Consider the following 24153-nt stretch of genomic DNA (forward strand, 5'->3'; position numbering starts at 1 on the left):
GCCGCGGGCGTCGGCCTGGCGGAACCGGGATGTGGCCCGTTCCGACGGCCCGGGGCGCCGGCGATGGTGCGGTGCCTGGGAGCGGTGGGCTCCTGGGCCGGCCCCTGCGGGGGTGCTGCCGAGGCCCTGCCCGGGTGGTTACGCGACGGATTCGGGCCGCGGGCGTCGGCCTGGCGGAACCGGGATGTGGCCCGTTCCGACGGCCCGGGGCGCCGGCGATGGTGCGGTGCCTGGCAGCGGACAGGGTCTCCGGGCCGGCCCTTGCGGGCGTGCTATCAAGGCCCTGCCCAAACGGTCATCGGCGGATTGGGCCGAGGCCGTCGGTGCCGGCCCGGCGGGACGGGGATGTGATGTGGTTCGGCCGTTCCGATCGTGTGGGGCCTGGGGAACGGTGGGTGTCGGGTCGAGTCCGTGCCGACGGTGCAGGAGCGGTTGGAGGCGGCCCGGCGAAGTGCCGGGTCGCCCCCGTCGGCGTACCGGACGCTACCGGGCCGCCGCCGCGTCGGCCGCCTGGGCCTTCAGCGCGCGCTCCACGCCCGAGCGCGACTCCGACACCAGGCGCCGCAGGGCCGCGTTCGGCTCGGCGGACGACAGCCACGCGTCGGTCTTGTCCAGCGTCTCCCGGGACACCTGGACCGCCGGGTACAGCCCGACGGCGATCTGCTGGGCCATCTCGTGCGAGCGGGAGTCCCAGACACCCTTGACGACCTCGAAGTACCGGTCCGTGTACGGCGCCAGCAGCTCCCGCTGGTCGCTCTGGACGAAGCCGGTGATGACCGCCTCCTGGACGGCGTTCGGCAGCTTGTCGGACTCCACGACCGACGCCCAGGCCTCCGCCTTGGCCTCCGGGGTCGGGCGGGCCGCCCGCGCCGTGGCGGCGTGACGCTCGCCCGCCGCCGTCCTGTCACGCTCGTACTCGGCCGCGATCTCGGCCTCGTCGAACCGGCCCACGGCCGCCAGCCGCTGCACGAACGCCCAGCGCAGCTCGGTGTCGACGGCCAGGCCCTCGATCGTCTGCGAACCGTCCAGCAGGCCCTCCAGCAGGTCCAGCTGCTCCGGCGTCCTCGCCGTCGCCGCGAACGCCCGCGCCCAGGCCAGCTGGTGGTCGCCGCCCGCCTCGGCGGCGCGCAGGTGGGCCAGCGTGGCCTCCGTCCAGCGGGTGAGCAGCGCCTCGCGGCCGGCCGGGTCGGCGTAGCTGTCGACGGCCAGCTTCACCTGGCGGTGCAGCGACTGCACGACGCCGATGTCGGACTCCTTGCCGATGCCGGACAGCACCAGCGAGAGGTAGTCGCGGGTGGCGAGTTCCGCGTCCCGGGTCATGTCCCACGCCGACGCCCAGCACAGGGCGCGGGGGAGGGACGCCTGGAAGTCGCCCAGGTGCTCGGTGACGACGGCGAGAGACTGCTCGTCCAGGCGGACCTTGGCGTAGGACAGGTCGTCGTCGTTGAGCAGCACCACGGCCGGGCGGGGCTTGCCGACGAGCTGCGGTACGGCCGTCAGCTCGCCGTCCACGTCCAGTTCCACGCGCTCACCGCGCACCAGCTTGCCGTCGGCGTCCAGGTCGTAGCCGCCGATCGCGATGCGGTGCGGGCGCAGCGTCGGCTCGCCCTTGGCGCCGGCCGGGAGCGCCGGGGCCTCCTGGCGGATCGCGAAGGAGGTGATGACACCGTTCGCGTCCGTCTCGATCTCGGGACGCAGCACATTGATGCCGGCCGTCTCCAGCCACGCCTTCGACCAGGTCTTCAGATCGCGGCCGGAGGTCTCCTCCAGGGCCCCCAGCAGGTCGGTCAGGCGGGTGTTGCCGAACGCGTGCCGCTTGAAGTACGCCTGCACGCCCCGGAAGAACTCGTCCTCGCCGACGTAGGCCACCAGCTGCTTGAGCACGGAGGCGCCCTTGGCGTACGTGATGCCGTCGAAGTTGACGAGCACGTCGTCCAGGTCGCGGATGTCCGCCATGATCGGGTGCGTGGAGGGCAGCTGGTCCTGCCGGTACGCCCAGGTCTTCATGGAGTTGGCGAACGTCGTCCACGAGTGCGGCCACTTCGAGCCGGGCGCGTCGGCCTGGCAGGCCGCCTCGGCGAAGGTGGCGAACGACTCGTTCAGCCACAGGTCGTTCCACCACTCCATGGTGACCAGGTCGCCGAACCACATGTGGGCCAGCTCGTGCAGGATCGTGGCGGCCCGCATCTCGTACGCCGCGTCCGTCACCTTCGACCGGAAGACGTACTGGTCGCGGATGGTCACGGCACCCGCGTTCTCCATCGCGCCCGCGTTGAACTCCGGCACGAACAGCTGGTCGTACTTCTTGAACGGGTACGCGTAGTCGAACTTCTCCTGGAACCAGTCGAAGCCCTGCCGGGTGACCTCGAAGATCGCGTCCGAGTCGAGGTGCTCGGCGAGCGACGGGCGGCAGTAGATGCCCAGCGGCACGGACTGGCCGTCCTTCTCGTACACGCTGTGCACGGAGTGGTACGGGCCGACGATCAGCGCCGTGATGTACGACGAGATGCGCGGGGTCGGCTCGAAGACCCAGACGTTGTCCTGGGGCTCCGGCGTGGGCGAGTTGGAGATGACGGTCCAGCCCTCGGGCGCCTTCACGGTGAACTGGAAGGTCGCCTTCAGGTCCGGCTGCTCGAAGCTCGCGAACACCCGGCGGGCGTCCGGCACCTCGAACTGGGTGTACAGGTACGCCTGGTCGTCGACCGGGTCGACGAAGCGGTGCAGACCCTCACCGGTGTTCGTGTACGCGCAGTCGGCGACCACGCGCAGGATGTTGCGGCCCGTGAGCAGGCCCGGCAGCGCGATCCGGGAGTCCTTGAAGACCTCCTCGGGATCGAGGGCGTCCCCGTTGAGCGTCACCTCGTGGACCGTCGGGGCCACCAGGTCGATGAAGGACTCCGCCCCGTTCTCGGCGACATCGAAGCGCACCGTGGTCACGGACCGGTAGGTGCCGCCCTCCTGCGCGCCGGAGAGGTCGAGATCGATCTCGTACGAGTCAACGGTGAGCAGCTTCGCCCGCTGCTGCGCCTCTTCGCGAGTCAGGTTTGTGCCAGGCACGCGGTCATCTCCTCGATATGTGTCGGTTGCGTCATCCTTCCACGGGACCTGGGCGGAATGCGATGTCCGTTTCCCGCCGGTGAACGGGTCGCTCGCCCCGCACTCTGGGCGCATGACCACGTACACGGCACACCCCATCCCCCCGCGGGTCCTGAAGGAGCTGCGCACCGCCGACGACGCGGGACGCGCACCGGCGCCCTTCACCGACGAGGAGGGCGGCGCACCCCTGCGATGCTGCCTGCGGCACAGCACGCCCGGCGAGCGGATCGCCCTGGTGTCGTACGCGCCGCTGCGCCGCTGGGCGGCCGAGACGGGGGCGGACCCGGGTGCCTACGACGAGCAGGGCCCCGTCTTCATCCACGCCGAGGAGTGCGCGGGGCCGGACGGGGACGGACTGCCGTTCACCAACGCCCACCGCGTCGTCCGCCGCTACTCGGCCGAGGGGCACATCCTGGGCGGGCGGCTCGTCGAGGCCGCCGACGGGTTCGACGCGGCGCTCCGGGAAGCGCTCGACGACCCGGCCGTGGCGTTCGTCCACGTCCGGGCCGTCGAGTACGGCTGCTTCTACTACGAGGTGCGCAGGGGCTAGCCCTTCAGCTCCGCCGCCACCAGCTCCGCGATCTGCACCGCGTTCAGCGCGGCGCCCTTGCGGAGGTTGTCGTTGGAGACGAACAGGGCGAGGCCGTTCTCCACGGTCTCGTCCTTGCGGATGCGGCCGACGTACGACGGGTCCTGGCCGGCCGCCTGCAGCGGGGTGGGCACGTCGGTGACGGCCACGCCGGGGGCGCCGCCCAGCAGCTCCTTCGCGCGCTCCACGCTGATCGGGCGGGCGAAACGGGCGTTGACCTGGAGCGAGTGGCCGGTGAAGACGGGCACGCGCACGCAGGTGCCGGAGACCTTCAGCTCGGGGATCTCCAGGATCTTGCGGGACTCGTGGCGGAGCTTCTGCTCCTCGTCGGTCTCGTTCAGGCCGTCGTCGACGATGGACCCGGCCAGCGGCAGCACGTTGTACGCGATCGGCGCCACGTACTTCTCCGGCTCGGGGAAGTGCGCCGCCGAACCGTCGTGGGTGAGCTTCGGGGCGTCCTCGCCGACCTTCTTCACCTGCTCGAACAGCTCGTCGACGCCCGCGAGGCCGGAGCCGGAGACGGCCTGGTAGGTGGCGACGACCAGGGCTTCGAGGCCCGCCTCGGCGTGCAGCGGCTTCAGCACCGGCATCGCGGCCATCGTGGTGCAGTTCGGGTTGGCGATGATGCCCTTGGGGCGGCTCGCGATCGCGTGCGGGTTCACCTCGGACACCACCAGCGGCACGTCCGGGTCCCGGCGCCAGGCCGACGAGTTGTCGATCACGACCGCGCCCTGGGAGGCGACCTTTTCGGCCAGCGCCTTGGAGGTGGCGCCGCCCGCCGAGAACAGCACGATGTCCAGGCCCGAGTAGTCGGCGGTCGCCGCGTCCTCCACCGTCACGCCGTCCAGGTCCTTGCCCGCGGAGCGGGCCGAGGCGAACAGGCGCAGCTCGGTGACCGGGAAGTCGCGCTCCGTGAGAATCCTGCGCATGACCGTGCCGACCTGACCGGTGGCTCCGACGATTCCGACCCTCACGGTGACTCCCTTTCGTGACGTGCTTGTGCCGGCCTGCGTGGCCGAGGCTTTTCCATCATGCGTCTCTCCCCTGGCCACGTGTCCAATCCTTTGCCCGCGGACCGGGACACGGAAGGGGTGGTGACAGGGCTCACGCCCGGGGTTCGAGGGTCCAGCGGCCGGAGGTCCGTATCTGGAGATATCCGCTCGGAACACGTTGCAGACCGGAAGCCGTACTGATCCGGCGTACCGGTTCCAGGCGTTCGTCCAGCTCCCACAGCACCGGAAGATCGAGCTGGCCGCGCGGTTCGTGCCTGAGCATCACCTCGGCCTCGGGCCCGGTGTGACGTACGACTCCATAGCCCTGTCCCTCGACCGGGTGCGGGCCGAGGACCGGCACACCGGCCAGGTCGGCCGGGTCGAGCCGCCAGCCGGTCTCGTCCGAGGTGGAGACCATGACGTAGCAGTACCCAGCCGGCGAGACCCACACCGGGCCGGTGATCGGGCGCCTCCGGACGGTGTCGGCGGAGATCTTCACCTGCCCGTCGGCCTGCACGGTGTGCGTGGCCAGACCGTTCTCGTCGGACGTGGTGCGGCGCAGGCCGAGCAGCGCGGGCGGGCCGTCGTAGCGGAACACCGCACTGCCCCGGCCCTCCGCGGGGCCGGTGAGTGCCGGCGCCTGCTCGATCGGCAGCAGGCGCAGGCCCCAGTCGCCGACGTCCTCCAGCCTCAGCCGCACCTGGGGCTCGCCCTTGCGGAACAGCACGGTACGGCCGTGCCGCCCGTGCCGGGAGCCCTGCAGGAACTCCTCCTCGTCGTCGTACTCGTCCAGCAGCAGCACCCGGTGGCCGAAGAGCCCCTCGCCCCCGTTGAAGGCGTACTCCAGCAGCGCGGGCCGTCCGGGGGCCGGGTTGACCAGCGTGACGGTCTTCTCGCCGCGGCCGGTGTAGGCGCCGGTGGCCTGCGCGGTGGCCTCGTCGGGCACGGCCAGGGGGCGGGCGGTGAGCTGCCAGGGGCCGTCGGCCTCCAGGAGCACCACGAGCGGGCCGTCGGGGAGCGGCACCGTCTGCCGCAGCGGGTCGGTGTCGTTGACCAGCAGGTCGCGGTCGTCGAGGTCGTGCAGCCGCGTCGCCTCCAGGGTCCACAGGCCGAAGTAGCCGCCGCCGTCGTCGTCGCCGGCGAAGTCCACGTCCAGGTCGGCCACGGGTCCGGTGTAGGCGACGACCTCGGGGCCGTAGCCCTGGAGGGGGCCGGTGCCCAGGCGCCGGAGCACCGACAGGGGCTGGACGAGTACCGTCCAGTCGTTGTCCGCCTCCACGCGCAGCCGCAGGGGGCGGTCCTGCGGGGGCTGGACGAGGGTGCGGCCCCGGAAGTCGCGCAGGGTGGAGTTGTACAGCAGGTCGTCGTCCTTGTTGCGGCGGGTGAGGGTGTGCAGCCCGAAGTAGCCCTCGCCCTGGTGCCAGGCCTCGACGACGACCGGCCCCGGGGGCAGGGGCACGTCCACGGAGACCACGCCGTTGCCGTGGCCGCGCTGGGTGTACGGGTGGAACTCGGGGCCGAAGGAGTGGGGCACCGCGTCCGCAGGCGCGGCGACCGGGGCGACCGGGGCCGCGACCGGGGCCGGGGCGGTCACCGGAGCACCCATCGGAGCCGCAGGCGCACCCATCGGGGCGGCCGGGGCACCCATCGGGGCGGCCGGGGCACCCATCGGGGCCGCCGGGACCGGTGCGGGGGCAGGGTCCGCCACGGCTATCCCGAAGTCCGTCGCCAGCCCCGCCAGTCCCGAGGCGTATCCCTGCCCCACCGCACGGAACTTCCACTGCCCGTTCCTGCGGTAGAACTCCCCGAGCACGAACGCCGTCTCGTTCGTCGCGTCGTTCACCGCGTAGTGCGCCACCACCGCGCCCTCGGCCGTCAGCGCCTGCACGTACAGCCCGGGCACCTGGCCGAAGACCCCGCCGTCGCAGGACCCGGCGATCAGCACCCGCTGGACGGCGGGCTCCACGCGCGGCAGGTCCACCTCCAGCCACTCGGCGAGCTGCCCGCCCCCGTCGGCCGTACCCGCGTGCCGTACGGCCCCCGAGGGATGCGCGGGCTGGTTGTAGAAGACGAGGTCGGCGTCGCCGCGGACCTTTCCGGCGGCGTCGAGCAGCAGGGCGGAGGCGTCCACGGCGGGTGCCCCCGGAACGTTCTGCCGGCAGACGGCGACCCGCAGCGGCGCTGCGGGGACAGGGGTGTTGGCGCCCTTGGTGATGTGCGTCATGAGGCACATGGTGACAGTGGAGGACCTGTGAAGTCGATGGTCGGAAGAAGTGGAGGCCGGGAGTCCGGAAGATCGTTCCCGAACCGGGCGAACGTTTCCCCCCGGACCGGCGTCATAGGGGAAACGCGGCGAGGAGAGGGGTGGCTGTGCTGCGCAGAAAGGCCCGCCGCGGCCAGGGGGACGCCGTACTCGACGACCCGCTGGACGCGGCCCAGGAACGCCGGGTGCGGGCGGTGCTCGCGCTGGGCGGCGTGCCGCAGGCGGACCTGCCGGACGGGGTGCAGCAGGTCCGCCTGCGGCTGCTGGAGCGGGCGGCGAGCGGAAGGGAGGCGCCGCGCGACGTCTCCGCCTGGGCGGCGGTCGTCGCCTCCAACCTCGCCATGGACTGGCACCGGGCCCGGCGCCGCCAGGACCGGCTCGGTGAACGGCTCGCCGCGCTGCGGCACGCGGACCACCCCTCCGGCGAGGACACCAGCCTGCTCTCCCTCGCCGTCGCCCGGGGCCTGGACGAACTCCCCGACGCCCAGCGTCAGGTCCTCGTCCTGCGCTTCTACGCCGACCTGCCGGTGCGCGGCATCGCCGAGGAACTCGGCATCCCGGAGGGCACGGTCAAGAGCAGGCTGCACACGGCGGTACGGGCGCTCAGGGCCCGCCTGCACGAGGACGAGGTGGTGTGACATGGCCGCCGAACACCCCGGTGGGGAAGACGCGCTGATGGCCGCGATCACGGGCGAGCCGCTGCCGCCCGAGGCCCGCACGGACACCGGCCTGCTGGCCGAGTACCGGTCGGCCGAGGCGGACGTCGCCCTGCTGCGCGAGCAGTTGCAGATCATCGGGCGGACGCTGGGCGCCCCGCCCGCGGAGGCCGAACCCACGGCGGCCGTGCACCGGGCCCCGGTACGTGCCCGCCGGCGCCGTCCCCTGGCCCTCGCTCTGGGCGCCCTCGCGGTGACCTGCGCCGGTGCGATGGTGACCGGCCTGGGATGGCTGACGGTCCAGGGCGGCGGCGCCTCCGACGACGCGGCGAAGGGCGCCGCGGCGTCGGACGCGAGGCAGGACTCCGCCGATTCCGGACCGGCCGTCGGCAGCCCGCTCCACCTCGCCTGCTCCCGTCTGGTGGCCGAGGGCACGGTGACCGGCGTCGAGCCGGGGGCCGGTGCGGCCGGGCAGCGGGTCACCGTGCGCCTGACCCGTTCCTACAAGCCCGCCAAGCCGGAGACGGACGAGATCACCTTCGTCCAGGACGAGGACACCGCCGCCCCGCTCCGGCCGGGCGACCACACGCTCGTCAGCATCCCCCGGCACGCGGCGGCCCCGGACGCCGTGCTCGTCGGCGAGGACGACATCGCCCCCGTACGCGCCCGGATCACCGCCTCCCTCCCCGAGTCCCGGACCCTGACCTGCGAATGACCGGCCGGGGCACGGAAAAAGGGGCGGGCGCCCCGCAGAGCGCCCGCCCCCGTGCGTGACGTACCGGACTACGGCACGACCTTCTCGATCCGCACGCTGCCGACGCCTGCGGCCGTGCCGCGCGCGTTCACCAGCTGGACCTGGCCGAAGAACTCGCGGCCCTCCGGAGCGGCGGCCAGCGCGGTGACGCTGCCGGAGACCGTCGCCGACGCGCCCGTGCCGAGCTTCACCGGCGCCGTGTCCACGCTGACCGAGCCGAGGGAGGCGGCGAAGTACACGTCCCGGTAGTCGTACTCCGTGCTGCCGGACGGCACCGAGTAACCCACGACCTTGACGGTGTACGCGCCGGCGGCCGGATCGGCCACGGAGACCGACTCCTCCGAGTCGCCGTCGGCGGACTGCCCGACGACGTTGCCGTCCTTGTCGTAGACCGTCAGGTCCAGGTCGGCGGCCGCGTCGGAGACGCCCCCGATGGCGACGTCCAGCGACGTCGCGCCCTCGGGCACCTCGACCGTGGAGGTCTTCGTCTCACCCTGCGCGATCGACGGACGGGACGTCTCGGCCGAGCCGAGCGGGCCGCCCACCAGCTTGCCGTCGAGGGCGGCGTACCGGTTGGTCACCTTCCAGGAGGCGGTGGCCGGGGTGCCCACCTTGGCCTCGGGCACGGTCACGACCTCGGGCTCGAAGGCCGCGCCGAGGACGGTGACGTCCAGCTCGTAGGGGTTGTCCAGCAGCGGCGAGGTGCGCCGCGACTCGACCTCGATCTCCCAGACGCCGGGCTGCGGGTCGGCGTACGCGCGCACGTCGGGACGGCAGCCGTTGCCGTCGAGGTAGTTGTTGTAGCAGTACGGCGTGGAGGTCGGGTCGACGGGGACGCCGTAGGGGTGGATGGCGATGAACCGGGTCTGGCTCTTGCCCTTCAGCCCGCCGATCGCCACCTCCAGCGTCTTCGCGCCCTCGGGGACGGTCACGAAGTACGACTTGGTGCTGTTGCGCTGCACCGTGTCCTTCGCGGAGAAGGAGTGCTTCAGCGGCGCGGAGACCACGACCGTCGACAGGATCTGCTTGTCGACGCCCTCGGTGCGCGGGTCGTCGACCTCCAGGATGGCGCTCTTCAGGCCGGCGGAGCGCGGCGCGGCCTGCACCTTGACGGTGACCGGCTTGTTCAGCGGCAGGCTCACCTCGTCGGAGCCGACGATCCGGAAGGTGTCCCCGGCGTTGTTCTCGAAGTCCAGCTCGTGCCGGACCGCCTTGTCGGCGCCGGACGTACGGGTGATCGTGATGTCGTACGTCTTCTTCTGCCCGGCCTTCAGGCCGCCCTCGCGGTCGTAGAGGCCGGTGCCCTTGCCCGGGGTCTTCAGGAACTGGTCGATCGCGGTGTCGACCGGTGCCTGGACCGTGTAGTCGTGGGCGGTGGCGCCGTCGCGGATCGCATCCCAGGCGTCCACCACGTCGATGAGGCCCGCGCCCTCCTCGTACGCCTGCACACCCTTGATGTGGTCGGCGGTGGAGGTCAGCGCCGTGCGCAGCTTCGCCGGGGTGAGCTCGATGCCCCGCTGCTTCGCGGCGGACAGCAGCAGCGCCGAGGCGCCGGCGGCCTGCGGGGACGCCATCGAGGTGCCCTGGAGCATGCCGTAGCCGGCCGGCAGGTCGTAGCCCGCCTCCGGGACCGGGGCGCCGGGCAGCCAGGTCTGGATGGTGTTGACCGCGGCGCCGGGCGCGGTGAGCGTCGGCGTGAACCCGCCGTCCTCACGCGGTCCGCGCGAGGAGAAGGGCATCATCGCGTACTTCTTCTCCACCGCGGAGCCGTAGTTGGCGGCCCAGGTCTCCTTGGAGACGGACGCGCCGACCGAGATGACCTTGTCGGCCAGGCTCGGGTCGCCGATGGTGTTGGCGCCGGGGCCGGAGTTGCCGGCGGAGATCACCAGCTGGACGCCGTAGGTGTCGATGAGCCGTGTGTACAGCTCCGCGCGCGCGTTGTTGCCGTCGTTCAGCGCCGGCAGACCGCCGATCGACATGTTGACGATGTCGACGCCGCGGTTGACCACGAGGTCGATCATGCCTTCGGTGAGCGCGACGTTGGTGCAGCCGCCGCTCCAGGTGCAGGCGCGGGAGGAGACGAGCTTGGCGCCGGGGGCCGCGCCGTTCATCTTGCCGCCGAACAGGCCGTTCGCGGCGGTGATGCCGGCGACGTGCGAGCCGTGCTCGGACTCGATCACGCCGATGTTGACGAAGTCGGCCTTGGCGCCGGAGGAGTTGTAGACGACGTCCTTGCGGATCTCGACCACGAACGGCTGGCGCTCGGCCACGTCCGTGGACGGGTCGTCGGTGCCGAACCACCCGATCTGGAAGCCGTCCTTGTACGGCTTCATCGGCGTGTCGTCGCCGAAGTCGTGGTTGTCGTTCAGGTCGACGCGGACGGTGCCGGCCGCCGCGTCGTAGAGGACGCCCCAGGAGTCGGTGGTGTCGCCGTCCCGGTTGGCGTCGCCCGCGGCGTCGCCGCCGGTGGTGTACGACTCCAGGAAGGTGCTGACCCGGTAGGAGCCCGCGGGGGCCGTCCAGGTCTCACCGTTGTACGTGAAGGTGGGCCCGGAGACGTCGGTCAGCATCGGGCGCCAGGTGCGGTCGCCGTCGACGACCGGGTCGGTCGCGGTCACCCAGTCGACGATCTTGCGCTCGCCGGTGGTGGTCTTCTGCAGCGCCGGGTGGGCGAGGTCCACGCCCGAGTCGAGGATGCCGATGGTGATGCCGCGGCCGTCCGCCTTCGGGTTCTCCTTCACGAAGTCGACGGCGCCCGTCTCGAAGGACGGGTTGTACGGGTTCTCGGCGGGGGTCTTCCGGTTCGGCGCCGGGTAGCCGGTCGAACCCTGGTGCGAGGCGTCCTCCGCGGTGTCCGCGCTCGGCCTCGGGTCGTCCAGCGGTATCTCCTCGCGCAGGTCGATGCCGTGCACGGAGGAGAGCTTCGCGGCGGCCGCGATGGCCGCGTCCGCCTTCGTGGTCGGGACGGTGGCGCGGACGTAGCCGAGCTTGTCGTAGGTCCGGCCCACGGTGCCGCCCTCGACGGCGTCCAGCTCCTTCGCGACCTGCTCGGTGCTGCCGGGCGCGGTGGCGACCATCATCGTGACGTTCTTCTCGCCGTCGGCCTTGGCCTCGGCGAGCAGGTCCGCGTCGTCGGATCCGAGCTTGTCGTGGGCGGACTTGACGGCGACGTCGGCCGGCGGTGCGGCCTGCGGGTCGTCGGCCGCGAGGGCCAGGGGTACGGGCCCGACCGCGCAGAGCGCGGCGACGAGACCCGCGGCCACGGCAATGCGGGCCGCGCGTCTCGCGCCCGGTATCGGATCGCGCTGGGGGGTGTGGGTCATCGGCATCCCTTGTAGGTAAAGGAACGAGCGTGGCGACCGGGGCCGATCGGTCCTGGCCGCGGTCGTCCGGAATGCGATCCCGGACGACCGCTCAGCTTTACGTAAGGGACCGATGTTTGGGGAGAGTTGGCCGGGGCGAAATGGGTTCATGGCGTACTTCCGCCACACGCCAAGGGGGACGTATGGGGCGTGCTGTGACATTCCTGTGGGCCGCACCGCATTTCTCCGCCCGGCGCCCGGGTCTAACGTCCCCTCATGCGCCGGAAAACGAGAGTGGCGGCCTACGCCATATGCGTCCGTGACGGTCAGGTGCTCCTCGCCCGGTCACCAGGGCCCGGCGGGGTGCCCGAGTGGGTGCTGCCGGGCGGCGGCATGGAGCACGGGGAGGACCCGCACGACACCGTGGTGCGGGAGGTGGCGGAGGAGACCGGGTACCGCGTCGAGGTCACGGCCCTGCTCGGCGTGGACTCCCTGCGCCTCACGCGTCCCGCGCGGTTCGGCCGGAGCATGGACCACCACGGTGTGCGGATCCTCTACGAGGCACGGGTCACCGGCGGTGAACTGCGCCACGAAGTGGGCGGCTCCACCGACCTTGCCGCCTGGCAGGACCTGACCGCCGTGCCCGGCCTGACCCGCGTGCCGCTGGTGGACGCGGGGCTGCGGCTGTGGCGCGAACGGCCGCCGGCCGGGCGGTGAGCGGGGGAGTTCCGCACGGCATGAGGAGGGGCCGCCGGCGCGCCGGCGGCCCCTCCTCTCCCCTCCTGGTGCTGCCCCGGTCCGTCACTACCGGGGCAGCACCACGACATACGCGGCGGGTTCCCTGTCTCCCGCCGCCATCAACGCCGTACGGACCACCGCCGCCTGCTGCTCCGAGGAGTCGCGCAGTTTCCGCGGCGTCAGGTGCACGACCGTGATGCCCAGTCGTTCCAAGTGCTCGCGCTTGCGCGCGTATTCCGACCACAGTGCGTCGTCCTCCTGACGGTGGGCGCGGGTGTCCAGCTCCAGGGCCACCGCGTGCTCGGGCCAGTAGGCGTCCACGCCGCCGAGGTGGGGCCCGCCGGGCAGGCTGAGGTCGACGTTCCAGACCGGGTCCGGCAGGCCGTGCTCGCGCACCATCCGGTACAGGCGCTCCTCCGCGATCGCCCGCCCTTCCGCCAGCAGCGAGTCCACCGCGTCCACCACGTGAGGACGGTTCAGCAGCCGGGCCCGGGTCAACTCCCGTACCACCGCGGCCGGCTCGCAGTGTCCGCCGCGCACCGCCTCCGTCAGCAGCCGGCGCACGGCGCCCGCGTCCGTCAGTTGCGCCACCGCGTCGGCCAGGGCCCGTGCCACCGGCGCCACCGGTACGCCGGTGACCTGTTGCGGCGTGGGCAGCGCGGTGGTGCGCACGATCCGGGCGCAGCCCGTCGTCCGCAGTCTGCGCAGCCGGGGGACCAGGACGTCGATGGCGTCCAGGGACGGCAGCGGCGGTGCGGCGCAGAAGCCGTGCAGTGTCAGCGCGGCCAGCCCGGTGATCATGGCCTCCGCGTAGCCGGGGGCGTGTGCCCCGTCGGCTCCTGGTTGGGCCGGGACGCCGGCCGCCGGCTCCCGCGCCGCGTACAGCAGCACCGCGTGCAGGCGTTCGTCGCTGGTCGGCGGCCCCGGGTGGAGCAGGACGACGCCGGGGAGGAGCTGCTGCCACGGCCCGCCGGGCCGGCACTGCTCGTTGGCCTCGGCGACGGAGATGCCGTGCGCCCGGAGCTGAGCGGTCGTCAGCAGACGGCGCCGGCCGTTGGCCAGGTGGTGGAGGGGGCGCGGGGAGAGCGGGGTGTTGTGGGTCATGACCGGGGATTTCCCGCCTCCGGCCCCTGTCTTAACCGCTGTTACACGCCCGTCGACAAATGCGGACAAGATCGCCCTAAAGGACGGGTGTTCGGATGCCGAAAGCCCCTGGTCCGCTCAGGTGCGGGCCAGGGGTTACGGCCTGATTGCCTGAATTCCGTAACGATGACGGAACGCCAAAGCGTTGGCCAGAGATGTGTCAGCCGGCCGCCGCCGCGTCGCACGCCTGTCCGCGCAGCGCCCGCGCCAGGTCGTCCCGCGCCTCCAGCACCAGCCGGCGCAGGGCGGGCGCGGCGCCCTCGTGCGCGGACAGCCACGCGTCCGTCGCCTCCAGTGTGGCGGGCGAGTCCTGGAGCGCCGGGAACAGGCCCCGGACCACGTCCATGCCGATCTGGATGGACCGCTCCGTCCACACCCGCTCGATCGCGGCGAAGTACTTCTCCGCGTACGGCGCGAGCAGTTCCCGCTGCGAGGACTGCGTGAAGCCCGCGATCGTCGCCTCCACCAAGGCGTTGGACAGCGCGTCGGACTCCACCACCTGCGCCCACGCCTGTGCCTTCACGGCCGCCGACGGGCGGGCGGCCAGGCAGCGCACCTGGTGGCGCTTGCCGGAGGCCGTGTCGTCCCGGGCCAGCTCGGCGGCGAGGACACCCTCGTCGGCGGCGCCGTGCGCGGCGAGCGGCTCCAGGAACGCCCAGCGCAGTTCCTGGTCCACGTCCAGCCCGTCGATCTTCTCGGTGCCCTCCAGCAGGCCCCGCAGCAGCCGCAGCTCCGCCTCGTCGGAGGCCACCGCGGCGAAGAAGCGCGCCCACGCCAGCTGGTGCTCACTGCCCGGCGCGGCGTCCCGCAGCTCGCGCAGCGCCCCCTCGGTGAGCAGCCGGCCGCCGGTCTCGCGCCGGGCGGGGGCCGTGTAGTGGACCAGCGCCGAGTTCGCCCAGGCGTGCAGCATCTGCAGCACCCCGATGTCGGACTCGCGCCCCGCGAACCGCAGCACCAGGCCGGTGAAGTCCCGCGCCGGGAGCAGCGCGTCCCGCGTCATGTTCCACAGCGCCGACCAGCACAGGGCACGGGCCAGGGGGTCGGTCAGCGACCCCAGGTGCTCGCGCAGCGTCGCCAGCGAGGTCTCGTCGAAGCGGGTCTTGCAGTACGTCAGGTCGTCGTCGTTGACGAGGACCAGCTCGGGCGCGTCCGCACCGGCCAGCTCCGCGACGACCGTCCGCGGCCCGTCGACGTCCACCTCGGCGCGCGCGTACCGCTCCAGGGACCCCTCGCCGGTACGCCGGTACAGGCCCACCGCCACCCGGTGCGGGCGCAGCTCGGGGTGGGACTCGGCGGCCTCCTGCACGACCGCCAGCTCGTCGACGCGGCCCTCGGCGTCCAGCAGCACCTGCGGGGTCAGCGAGTTGACGCCCGCCGTCTGCAGCCAGGACCGCGCCCAGGCGGCCATGTCCCGTCCGCTGGTCTCCTCCAGCACCGACAGCAGGTCACCGAGCCGGGTGTTGCCGTACGCGTGCCGCTTGAAGTACCGCCGGGCGCCCTCCAGGAACGCGTCCTGGCCGACGTACGCCACCAGCTGCTTGAGCACCGAGGCGCCCTTGGCGTACGTGATGCCGTCGAAGTTGAGCTTGGCGTCCTGCAGGTCGCGGATGTCGGCGGTGATCGGGTGGGTGGACGGCAGCTGGTCGGCGCGGTACGCCCACGCCTTGCGGCGGTTGGCGAAGGTGATCCAGCCGTCGGTGAAGCGGGTCGCGCCGACCAGCGAGAACGCCCCCATGAAGTCGGCGAAGGACTCCTTCAGCCACAGGTCGTCCCACCACTCCATGGTGACCAGGTCGCCGAACCACATGTGCGCCATCTCGTGCAGGATCACGTTGGCGCGGCCCTCGTACGACGCCTGCGTCACCTTCCCGCGGAAGATGTACTCCTCCCGGAAGGTCACCAGGCCCGGGTTCTCCATCGCGCCGAGGTTGTACTCGGGCACGAACGCCTGGTCGTACTTCCCGAACGGGTACGGGTAGTCGAAGTGGTCGTGGAAGAAGTCCAGGCCCTGCTTGGTGACCAGGAAGACGTCGTCGGCGTCGAAGTAGGGCGCGAGCCCCTTGCGGCACAGGGCGCCGAGCGGGATCTCCAGACGCGAGCCGTCGGCGAAGGTCCGCTCGTAGGAGTCCGTCACGTAGTGGTAGGGCCCCGCCACCACGCACGTGATGTACGTCGAGATGGGCTTCGTCTCCGCGAACCGCCACACTCCGTCGGCGCGCTCGCCGACGCCGTTGCTCCACACCGTCCACTCCTCGGGCGCCCGCACCTCGAAGCGGAAGGGGGCCTTGAGGTCCGGCTGCTCGAAGTTGGCGAAGACCCGCCGGGAGTCGGCCGGCTCGTACTGGGTGTAGAGGTAGACCTCGCCGTCCTCGGGGTCCACGAAGCGGTGCAGGCCCTCGCCGGTGCGGGAGTAGGCGCACTGGGCGTCGACGACCAGCTCGTTGTCGGCGGCCAGGTCCTCCAGGACGATCCGGGAGCCGTCGAAGACCTCGCTCGGGTCGAGGTCGCGGCCGTTGAGGGACACCGCGGTCACGCTCGGTGCGATCAGGTCCGCGAAGCTGGTCGCGCCGGGCTCGTTGCAGCGGAAGCGGATGGTGGTGACCGACCGGAAGGTGCGCGGCCCGCCCCCTTCCGCGTCGCCGGTCGCCGAGCGCACGTCCAGGGACACGTCGTACCCGTCGACGGACAGCAGGGCGGCCCGCTCCCGGGCCTCGTCGCGGGACAGATTCTCACCGGGCACGGGCGGCACTCCCTCGGGTGTGTTCACGATGTGGACAGCACCGATCCTGCCATGCGCCCCTGACGCGCCGCAGCCGGGAATGGCCGGGGCCACCACGTGTGTTGCCTGGAGAAACGCTCGGTTGCGCCCGCCTCCTGAGGAGAGACATGTCGGACAAGACTCCCGTCGACTTCTGGTTCGACCCGCTGTGCCCCTGGGCCTGGATGACCTCCCGCTGGGTGCTGGAGGTCGAGAAGGTGCGGGACATCGAGGTCCGCTGGCACCTGATGAGCCTCGCCGTCCTCAACGAGGACAAGCTGGACGAACTGCCCGAGGAGTACCGCGAGCTGCTGGAGACCAAGGCCTGGGGTCCGGTCCGCGTCGTCATCGCGGCCCAGGAGGAGCACGGCACGGAGATCCTCGGCGACCTCTACACCGCGCTCGGCACCCGCATCCACAACCAGGACGAGGGTGCCGGGAAGGAGACCGTCGCGGCGGCCCTGAAGGACGTCGGCCTGCCCGAGTCCCTCATGGACCACTGGGACTCCACCCCGTACGAGCCCCAGCTGCGCGCCTCCCACAAGGAAGGCATCGACAAGGTCGGCCAGGAGGTCGGCACCCCGGTCATCGCCGTGCCCGGTGCCGACGGCGGGCAGATCGCCTTCTTCGGGCCGGTCGTCACCCCCGCGCCCAAGGGCGAGGACGCGGCCAAGCTCTGGGACGGCACCCTCGCCGTCGCCTCCGTCCCGGGCTTCTACGAGATCAAGCGCACCCGCACCAAGGGCCCGGACTTCAGCAACCTGTAGTCCCTCCCCCTCACGCCCCGATTCGGCGGCCTGCTTCCGGAAACGACTCCGGCGGCAGGCCGTCGTCGCGCCGCGGCCGGTGAACGCCCCGCCCCCGAACGGCGATTGGGCCCCGCGCGCGCATCCCGTTCCATGGAGCCGTACGCTCGCCCACGACGACCTCGGCGGCGTACACCACCCCTGACGGAGACCCCATGACGGAGATCGACACCTCGGTGCCGCACTCGGCCCGGATCTGGAACTACTGGCTGGGCGGCAAGGACAACTACCCCGTGGACGAGGCGGCCGGCGACGCCTACACCGCGGTCTTCCCGGGCATCGTCACCATCGCCCGCAGCAGCCGCGCCTTCCTCGGCCGCAGCATCCGCCACCTGGTGCTGGAGGCGGGGGTGCGGCAGTTCCTGGACGTCGGCACCGGCCTGCCCACCGTGGACAACACCCACGAGGTCGCCCAGCGGTACGCCCCGGAAGCCCGGATCGTCTACGTCGACAACGACCCCCTGGTGCTCGCCCACGCCCGCGCCCTGCTCACCTCCAGCCCCGAGGGGGCGACCGCCTACGAGGACATGAGCCTCTTCGAGCCGGAGCGCATCCTCGAGGCCGCCGGGAAGACCCTCGACCTGACCCGGCCCACCGCCCTGATCCTCAGCGGCATCCTGGGCCACGTGGCCGACCACGACCAGGCCCGCGACCTGGTGCGCCGCCTGATGGCCGGCCTGCCCTCCGGCAGCTACCTGTCCGTCAACGACGGCTCGCGGGGTACCGACCCCGACTACGAGCAGGCGCAGGACGGCTACAACGAGACCGGCGCCGTCCCGTACTTCCTGCGCCCCGTCGAGCAGATCGCGGCCTACTTCGACGGCCTGGAACTGGTCGAGCCCGGCGTGGTCTCCGTCCCGCTGTGGCGCCCGGACCCGGCCCCGGACGGCACCGCGCCCCGGCCGATCGGCCAGCACGGCGGCCTCGCCCGCAAGGCCTGACCGGCCCCCACGCACAGGAAGCCCCCGCGAGTCACGTCCTCGCGGGGGCTTCCCTTCATCCGCCTGCCGTCGCGAAGGGTGAGAAGACGATCACGAGGCAGGACGACTCGGCCGGTCAGGGGGCCAGCAGCAGCACGTCGGCACGGGACTTGGCCGCCTCGTGGCGCCTGGCCACGTCCTGCCAGTTCACGACCTGCCACATCGCCTCGATGAAGTCCACCTTCTGGTTCCTGTACTGCAGGTAGAAGGCGTGCTCCCAGGCGTCGAAGACCAGGATCGGGGTCGCGCCCTGGCCCACGTTGCCCTGGTGGTCGTAGACCTGCTCGACGATCAGCCGGCCGCTCAGCGGCTCGTACGCCAGCACGCCCCAGCCCGAGCCCTGCGTGGTCGCGGCGGCCTTGGACAGCTGCGCCTTGAAGGCCGCGAAGGAGCCGAAGGACTGGGCGATCGCGTCGGCGAGTTCGCCCACGCCGTCCTTCTCCAGCGGCTCGCCGCCGCCGTCACCGGTCATGTTCTGCCAGTAGATCGAGTGCAGGATGTGCCCGGAGAGGTGGAAGGCCAGGTTCTTCTCCAGGCCGTTGATCGAACCCCACGACTCCTTGTCCCGCGCCTCGGCGAGCTGCTCCAGCGTGTCGTTGGCGCCCTTCACGTAGGCCGCGTGGTGCTTGTCGTGGTGCAGCTCGATGATCTCGGGGCTGATCACGGGGGCGAGCGCGGAGTAGTCGTACGGCAGTTCAGGAAGCGTGTAGACGGGCATGGCGGAATCCCCTCCGACCTCTTATTGCAAAAGACTTGCAAGTGCACGCTAGCAGCAAGAGGCGGCCCGGGGGTGTCCGGCGCACGCGAAAGGGCCCCCGCACGGATCCGTCTCCGTGCGGGGGCCCTCGGGGCAGAGAGGTCAGCCGCGTGCCCGCGCGCGCTGCCAGGCGTAGCCGACGGCCGCCAGGACCAGCGTCATCCCGCCCGTCGAGTACAGCTGCACCCGGGTGTCCGGCTCACGGGCCATCAGCACGAACACCGCGGCCATGCCCGCCAGCGCCACCCAGGTCAGCCACGGGAACGCCCACATCCGCACGACCAGTTTCTCGGGGGCCTCCCGCTCCAGACGGCGGCGCAGCCTGAGCTGGGAGACGGCGATGAAGATCCAGACGACCAGGATGACCGCGCCGATCATGTTCAGCAGCCAGGAGAAGACGTCGTCGGGCCGCCAGTAGCTGAGCAGCACGCAGGCGAAGCCGAAGAGGGAGGAGACGAGGACCGCGATCCTCGGCACGCCGCCGGAGACCCGGCCCAGCGCCTTCGGGCCCTGGCCGCGCTCGACCAGGGAGTAGGCGATGCGGGAGGCGCCGTAGATGTTGGCGTTCATCGCGCTCAGCAGCGCCACCAGCACGACGACGTTCATGAGCTGGCCGGCGCCGGGGATGCCCAGCTCGTCCAGGGCGGCGACGTACGGGCCCTTCTCGACGACCTCCTCGGAGTCCCACGGAACCAGGGTGACGATGACCGCCATGGAGCCGATGTAGAACAGCGCGATCCGCCACATCGCCGTCCGCACGGCGCTCGCCACGCCCTTGACCGGGTTCTCCGACTCGGCCGCCGCGATGGTGACCGTCTCCAGGCCGCCGTAGGCGAACACCGAGGCGAGCAGGCCGATGATCAGGCCGTCGCCGCCGTTGGGCAGGAAGTCGGTCAGGTGCGAGGTGCCGGGGGAGTCGGTGCCGGGCAGCACGCCGGCGATCGCCAGGACGCCCAGCACCAGGAACAGCGAGATCGCGCCCACCTTCAGCGCGGCGAACCAGAACTCGAACTCGCCGAAGTTCTTCACCGCGGCCAGGTTGGTGCCGCAGAACACGACCATGAACAGGGCCACCCACGCCCACTCCGGCGTGCCCGGCAGCCAGCCGTGGACGATCTGCGCGGCCCCGATGCCCTCCAGGCCGACGGCCGTGCACAGCAGCACCCAGAACGACCAGCCCGCCGTGAAACCGGCCCACGGGCCGATCGCCCGCTCGGCGTGCGCGGAGAAGGAGCCCGACGACGGGTGGGCGGCCGACATCTCGCCCAGCATCCGCATCACCAGCATCACCAGGAGGCCGGAGAGGGTGTAGGCGACGACGATCGACGGACCGGCGGCGGCGATGCCGGCCCCGGAGCCGACGAACAGCCCCGCGCCGATCACGCCCCCGAGGGCGATCATCGACAGGTGGCGCTGCTTGAGGCCGTGGGAGAGGGAGACATCGTCCGTCGACTTCGGCGGTGTCCCGGTGGTGGTGCTGGACATGGGGGCGGCTCGTCCAATGCGTGGGGGACGGGGGGCAAAAACCCCCACAGTCTCCGCGCTCGCACCGCTCAGCGACACCGGATGCCCACGATGCGGACAGTCGCGATACGGAACGTGATCGTCCGATTGCTGGCCACCGCTGCTCCGTGGTCTTTGGTGGAACCCCACAGTCGTTGCCGGTGGCCGCCCGGGTGACGCTCACCTCTTCACCCCAGTGACCGGTATCACCCCGGGCCGGGTGTGTGCCGCGTCCTTTGTCGAGAACCCACCATTCCCCCGATCTTCCCTTTGTCATGCGCTGATGGTGATCGCGCCGGGGCGCTGGGATAGCGTCACCGTGTCCCGACATGTCCACACCACCGCGGAGTCCCCATGAGCACCGCTGTAGCCCCCGCCCGCACCGGCCAGGTCCTCGCCGACCTCATCCCTGCCTCCCGAGTGCGGGACGTCGCGCTCGTGGTCGGCGGCGCCGCGCTCACCGGCCTCGCCGCCCAGATCGCGGTGCCCGTGCCGGGCTCCCCGGTGCCGGTGACCGGCCAGACCTTCGCCGCGCTGCTCGTCGGCACCTCCCTCGGGGCCGGCCGCGGCCTCCTCTCGCTGGCGCTGTACGCGCTGGTGGGCATGGCGGGCGTGCCGTGGTTCGCCGAGGGCGGCTCCGGCACCGCCGCCCCGTCCCTCGGCTACGTCTTCGGCATGCTGCTGGCCGCCACCGTCGTGGGCGCCCTGGCCCGCCGCGGCGCCGACCGCTCGGTCTGGCGCATGGCCGGCACGATGCTGCTGGGCGAGGCGATCATCTACGCCGTCGGCGTGCCGTACCTGGCCCTGGCCGCCGACATGTCCCTGAGCGCCGCCGTCGCGGCCGGCCTCACCCCGTTCCTCCTCGGAGACGCCCTGAAGGCCGCCCTGGCGATGGGCGTGCTGCCCACCGCCTGGAAGCTGATCGACAAGCGCTGACGCGTCAGACGTTCTCCCGGAAGAGGTTCGCCGGGTCGTACCGCGACCTGAGCACGGCGAGCCTCTTCCGCGTTTGTGCGTCCCACAGGCCCTGCGGGCGGTCTCCCGCGCCGAAGGCGAAGTTGAGCGAACGCCCGATCGTCTCCGGGGCCAGCGGGGCGAAGGCGGCGTCCAGCCGTTCCCGTGCCGCCATCCGGTCCCCCACGGACAGCAGGCGCACGAGGAACCGCCCGGCACGGTGGGGCACCGAGTTCGGCGCGGGCACGGCCAGCGCCCCGCCCAGATGGTTGATCTGCACGACGCACATGGCGCCGGCCGCGTCCGGCCCGGTGCTGACGAGCAGCTCGCCGGCCCCGGCGAGGTCCAGTTCGCGCAGCACCGCGCTGTCCCCGTAGTAGGCGTGCGGGAAGTCCGGATCGCTGTGCACGGTGTGGCTCTCGGTGTACGGCATCTCCCGCAGCGAGTCGGCGAGCGGCGGCCCGATCCGCCGCAGCGGGGCGACGATCCGGTCACCGTCGGTGCCGGTGTGCGCGACCCGTACGGAGATCACGTACCGCCCCCGCAACGGCTCCGGCAGCGCCGGCAGGTCCGGGTACGGCACGGCCGCGAAGGACGAGGTCAGCCCGTCGGGGACGGTCCGCGTCCACTCCTCCCAGGCCCGCAGCACGGCCGCCGCCCCGACCCGGCGCCCGTCGAAGGAGACCGAGCCGCCGTACAGCGTGGCGACGGGCACGAGGCCGGTCTCCATCGCGGTGACGACCCCGAGACCGCCCCCTCCGCCGAGCAGCGCCCAGTACAGGCCGGGCTCCGACTCCCGCGTGACGTGCCGCAGCCGCCCGTCGGCGGTGACGACGTCGAGGGAGCGCACGTGGTCGGCCGCGTACCCGAACCGCCGGGCCAGGATGCCGAGCCCGCCGCCCAGTGTGTATCCCACGGCTCCCACGGACGGGGCGGAGCCGTTCAGCGGGGCCAGGCCGTGCGGAGCGGCGGCCGTGACGACCTGCCCCCAGCGCACGCCGGCCTCGAGCCGGGCGGTACGGGTGCCGGGGTCGACGCTCACCCCGTCCATGCGCCGCGTGGTGATCAGGACCCCGCCCTCGGACGGCCCGGGCAGCCCGTGCCCGGTGGCCTGGACGGCGACCCGCAGCCCCCGCCGCGCCGCGTACCGCACCGCGGCGACCACGTGGTCGGCCGAGGAGGCGGCGAAGACGGCGTCGGGACGGTGGGCGAATCCGGTCTGGAAACCGGCGAGCTCGTCCTCGTACCCGGGATCGCCGGGGCGGAGGACGAGCTCGTCGGAGGTGTGCCGTGGAGTGTTCACGATGTCCATGGCGGGCATCGTGACGGCATTACTTGACAGGTTCCGTCAGCTTTTACCGGCCGTGCCGGCCACGGCGGCCTCGTCGGCCGCCCGCCGTCCGCCCGTGACCTTCTGCTTGACGACGGCGACGGCGACGACGACCGCCGCGACGAGCAGCGACAGCAGCACGGTCGTGCGTCCGTTGTGCTCGGTGTCGGTCAGCATGTAGCCCAGCACGAAGACGATCAGTGCGGCGGCCGCCCAGGTCAGGTACGGGTACAGCCACATCCGCACGACCAGCTTCTCCGGCGCCTCGGCCTTGATGATCTTCCGCATGCGCAGCTGCGAGAAGCAGATCACCAGCCAGACGAACAGGGCCACGGCACCCGAGGAGTTGACCAGGAAGAGGAAGACGGAGTCCGGGAACTTGTAGTTGAAGAAGACGGCGACGAAGCCGAACACCACGGACACGAGGATCGCCGTCCGCGGCACGCCGCGCGCGGTGGTACGGGCGAACGCCTTGGGGGCGTCACCGCGCTGGCCGAGCGAGAAGGCCATGCGGGAGGCGGTGTAGAGCCCGGAGTTGAGGCAGGACAGCACGGACGTCAGCACGATGAAGTTCATGATCTGACCGGCGTTCGCGATCCCGAGGGAGTCGAGGGCGGCCACGTAGGAGCCCTTGTCGATGATCGACTGGGAGTCCCAGGGCAGCAGGGCGACGACCACGAAGATCGAGCCGAGGTAGAACACGGCGATGCGCCAGATGATGCTGTTGGTCGCCTTGGTGACGGCCCGCTGCGGGTCCTCGGACTCGCCGGCGGCCAGGGTGGGGATCTCGCTGCCCATGAAGGAGAAGACGACGAGCAGCACGCCGGTGAGGATGGCGCCGGGCCCGTTGGGCAGGAAGCCGCCGTGTTCGGTCAGGTTGGACAGACCGGCCTGGTCGCTGTCCACGCCGGGCAGCAGGCCGAAGACGGCCAGCCCGCCGACGACGATGAACGCGGCGATGGCGACGACCTTGATGCCGGCGAACCAGAACTCGAACTCGCCGTAGGAGCCGACCGAGGCGAGGTTGGTGGCGGTCAGCACCACCATCACGATGAGGGCCCAGCCCCACTGGGGCACGGCCGGTATCCATCCTTCGAGGATCGCGGCCCCGGCGGTGGCCTCCACGGCGAGGACGACGACCCAGAAGAACCAGTAGAGCCAGCCGATGGAGAATCCGGCCCAGGGCCCGAGCGCGCGGTCGGCGTGCGCGGAGAACGAACCGGACGTCGGATTGGCCGCCGACATCTCGCCCAGCATCCGCATCACCAGCACGACGAGCGTGCCGACGAGGGCGTAGGACAGGAGGATGCCGGGACCGGCGGTCGCGATACCGGAACTGGAGCCCACGAACAGGCCGGCTCCGATGACACCGCCGATGGCGATCATCGAAAGGTGGCGGTTCTTGAGTCCGGCCTGCAGCCCGGACCCGGGTTCTCCGGGGCTTCCGGGGCCGCTTTCGGCCTTGGTCATGGTCGGCTGCGAGGTCATGGGGAGGTCTTCCTTTGCGCCGGTTGAGCCGTTTCCCGTACAAG

General features: G+C 71.9%; 17 protein-coding genes. 7 read left to right on the plus strand and 10 right to left on the minus strand.

The window, feature by feature from the left end; translation table 11 throughout:
• Positions 1 to 483: 483 nt before the first annotated feature.
• Positions 484 to 3057, minus strand: coding sequence for an aminopeptidase N (pepN, locus tag IE260_RS05785; protein WP_189869370.1), 2574 nt, complete (start codon positions 3055 to 3057; stop codon positions 484 to 486).
• A 112-nt stretch (positions 3058 to 3169) separates the two neighbouring features.
• Here pepN (IE260_RS05785) and IE260_RS05790 point away from each other — a divergent pair, with 112 nt between their 5' ends.
• Positions 3170 to 3646, plus strand: a complete 477-nt coding sequence (locus IE260_RS05790) for a DUF1203 domain-containing protein (RefSeq protein WP_189869371.1) — start codon at positions 3170 to 3172, stop codon at positions 3644 to 3646.
• Here IE260_RS05790 and IE260_RS05795 read toward each other — a convergent pair.
• Together IE260_RS05795 and IE260_RS05800 are read right to left on the minus strand one after the other, a co-directional pair.
• A complete protein-coding gene (locus tag IE260_RS05795) occupies positions 3643 to 4659 on the minus strand; it encodes an aspartate-semialdehyde dehydrogenase (RefSeq protein ID WP_189869372.1) in 1017 nt (338 codons plus the stop codon). The genes IE260_RS05790 and IE260_RS05795 overlap by 4 nt on opposite strands.
• 130 nt (positions 4660 to 4789) lie before the next feature.
• Positions 4790 to 6901, minus strand: a complete 2112-nt coding sequence (locus IE260_RS05800) for a TerD family protein (protein ID WP_229880435.1) — start codon at positions 6899 to 6901, stop codon at positions 4790 to 4792.
• A 140-nt stretch (positions 6902 to 7041) separates the two neighbouring features.
• On the opposite strand from IE260_RS05800, the gene IE260_RS05805 reads away from it, so the two are divergent.
• Both IE260_RS05805 and IE260_RS05810 read left to right on the plus strand, forming a co-directional pair.
• Positions 7042 to 7578: an RNA polymerase sigma factor gene (locus IE260_RS05805; protein WP_189869374.1), complete on the plus strand. Its 537-nt coding sequence runs from the start codon at positions 7042 to 7044 to the stop codon at positions 7576 to 7578.
• A gap of 1 nt (position 7579) precedes the next feature.
• Complete coding sequence (locus IE260_RS05810) at positions 7580 to 8311, plus strand: hypothetical protein (protein WP_189869375.1); 732 nt, start codon at positions 7580 to 7582, stop codon at positions 8309 to 8311.
• A gap of 68 nt (positions 8312 to 8379) precedes the next feature.
• Here IE260_RS05810 and IE260_RS05815 read toward each other — a convergent pair whose 3' ends face one another.
• Positions 8380 to 11673: a S8 family serine peptidase gene (locus IE260_RS05815; RefSeq protein ID WP_189869376.1), complete on the minus strand. Its 3294-nt coding sequence runs from the start codon at positions 11671 to 11673 to the stop codon at positions 8380 to 8382.
• A 255-nt stretch (positions 11674 to 11928) separates the two neighbouring features.
• Between IE260_RS05815 and IE260_RS05820 the strand changes: the two genes are divergently transcribed.
• Complete coding sequence (locus IE260_RS05820; protein WP_189869377.1) at positions 11929 to 12369, plus strand: NUDIX hydrolase; 441 nt, start codon at positions 11929 to 11931, stop codon at positions 12367 to 12369.
• An 87-nt stretch (positions 12370 to 12456) separates the two neighbouring features.
• On the opposite strand, the gene IE260_RS05825 is transcribed toward IE260_RS05820, so the two are convergent.
• Positions 12457 to 13494, minus strand: a complete 1038-nt coding sequence (locus IE260_RS05825) for a hypothetical protein (RefSeq protein ID WP_189869378.1) — start codon at positions 13492 to 13494, stop codon at positions 12457 to 12459.
• Between the two features lie 199 nt (positions 13495 to 13693).
• Positions 13694 to 16273, minus strand: coding sequence for an aminopeptidase N (gene pepN / locus IE260_RS05830; RefSeq protein ID WP_189869379.1), 2580 nt, complete (start codon positions 16271 to 16273; stop codon positions 13694 to 13696).
• Positions 16274 to 16419: 146 nt separating this feature from the next.
• On the opposite strand from pepN (IE260_RS05830), the gene IE260_RS05835 reads away from it, so the two are divergent.
• Positions 16420 to 17058, plus strand: a complete 639-nt coding sequence (locus tag IE260_RS05835; protein ID WP_189869380.1) for a mycothiol-dependent nitroreductase Rv2466c family protein — start codon at positions 16420 to 16422, stop codon at positions 17056 to 17058.
• A gap of 194 nt (positions 17059 to 17252) precedes the next feature.
• A complete protein-coding gene (locus IE260_RS05840; protein ID WP_189869381.1) occupies positions 17253 to 18038 on the plus strand; it encodes an SAM-dependent methyltransferase in 786 nt (261 codons plus the stop codon).
• Between the two features lie 115 nt (positions 18039 to 18153).
• Here the strand turns inward: IE260_RS05840 and IE260_RS05845 are convergent, their stop codons facing one another.
• Both IE260_RS05845 and IE260_RS05850 read right to left on the minus strand, forming a co-directional pair.
• A complete protein-coding gene (locus IE260_RS05845; RefSeq protein WP_189869382.1) occupies positions 18154 to 18795 on the minus strand; it encodes a superoxide dismutase in 642 nt (213 codons plus the stop codon).
• Positions 18796 to 18936: 141 nt separating this feature from the next.
• On the minus strand, positions 18937 to 20319 hold the full coding sequence (locus IE260_RS05850) for an amino acid permease (RefSeq protein WP_189869383.1): 1383 nt from the start codon (positions 20317 to 20319) through the stop codon (positions 18937 to 18939).
• Positions 20320 to 20691: 372 nt separating this feature from the next.
• On the opposite strand from IE260_RS05850, the gene IE260_RS05855 reads away from it, so the two are divergent.
• Entirely contained in the window at positions 20692 to 21273 is a 582-nt protein-coding gene (locus IE260_RS05855) for a biotin transporter BioY (RefSeq protein WP_189869384.1), read from the plus strand.
• Between the two features lie 4 nt (positions 21274 to 21277).
• On the opposite strand, the gene IE260_RS05860 is transcribed toward IE260_RS05855, so the two are convergent.
• Both IE260_RS05860 and IE260_RS05865 read right to left on the minus strand, forming a co-directional pair.
• Positions 21278 to 22603 carry an FAD-binding oxidoreductase gene (locus IE260_RS05860; protein WP_189869385.1) on the minus strand — a complete coding sequence of 442 codons (1326 nt, stop codon included), beginning with the start codon at positions 22601 to 22603 and terminating at the stop codon, positions 21278 to 21280.
• A 36-nt stretch (positions 22604 to 22639) separates the two neighbouring features.
• Positions 22640 to 24109, minus strand: a complete 1470-nt coding sequence (locus IE260_RS05865) for an amino acid permease (protein ID WP_189869386.1) — start codon at positions 24107 to 24109, stop codon at positions 22640 to 22642.
• Positions 24110 to 24153: the final 44 nt, after the last annotated feature.

Origin of the sequence: Streptomyces viridiviolaceus, assembly GCF_014650995.1 — a bacterium.
GTDB classification, from domain to species: Bacteria; Actinomycetota; Actinomycetes; order Streptomycetales; family Streptomycetaceae; genus Streptomyces; species Streptomyces viridiviolaceus.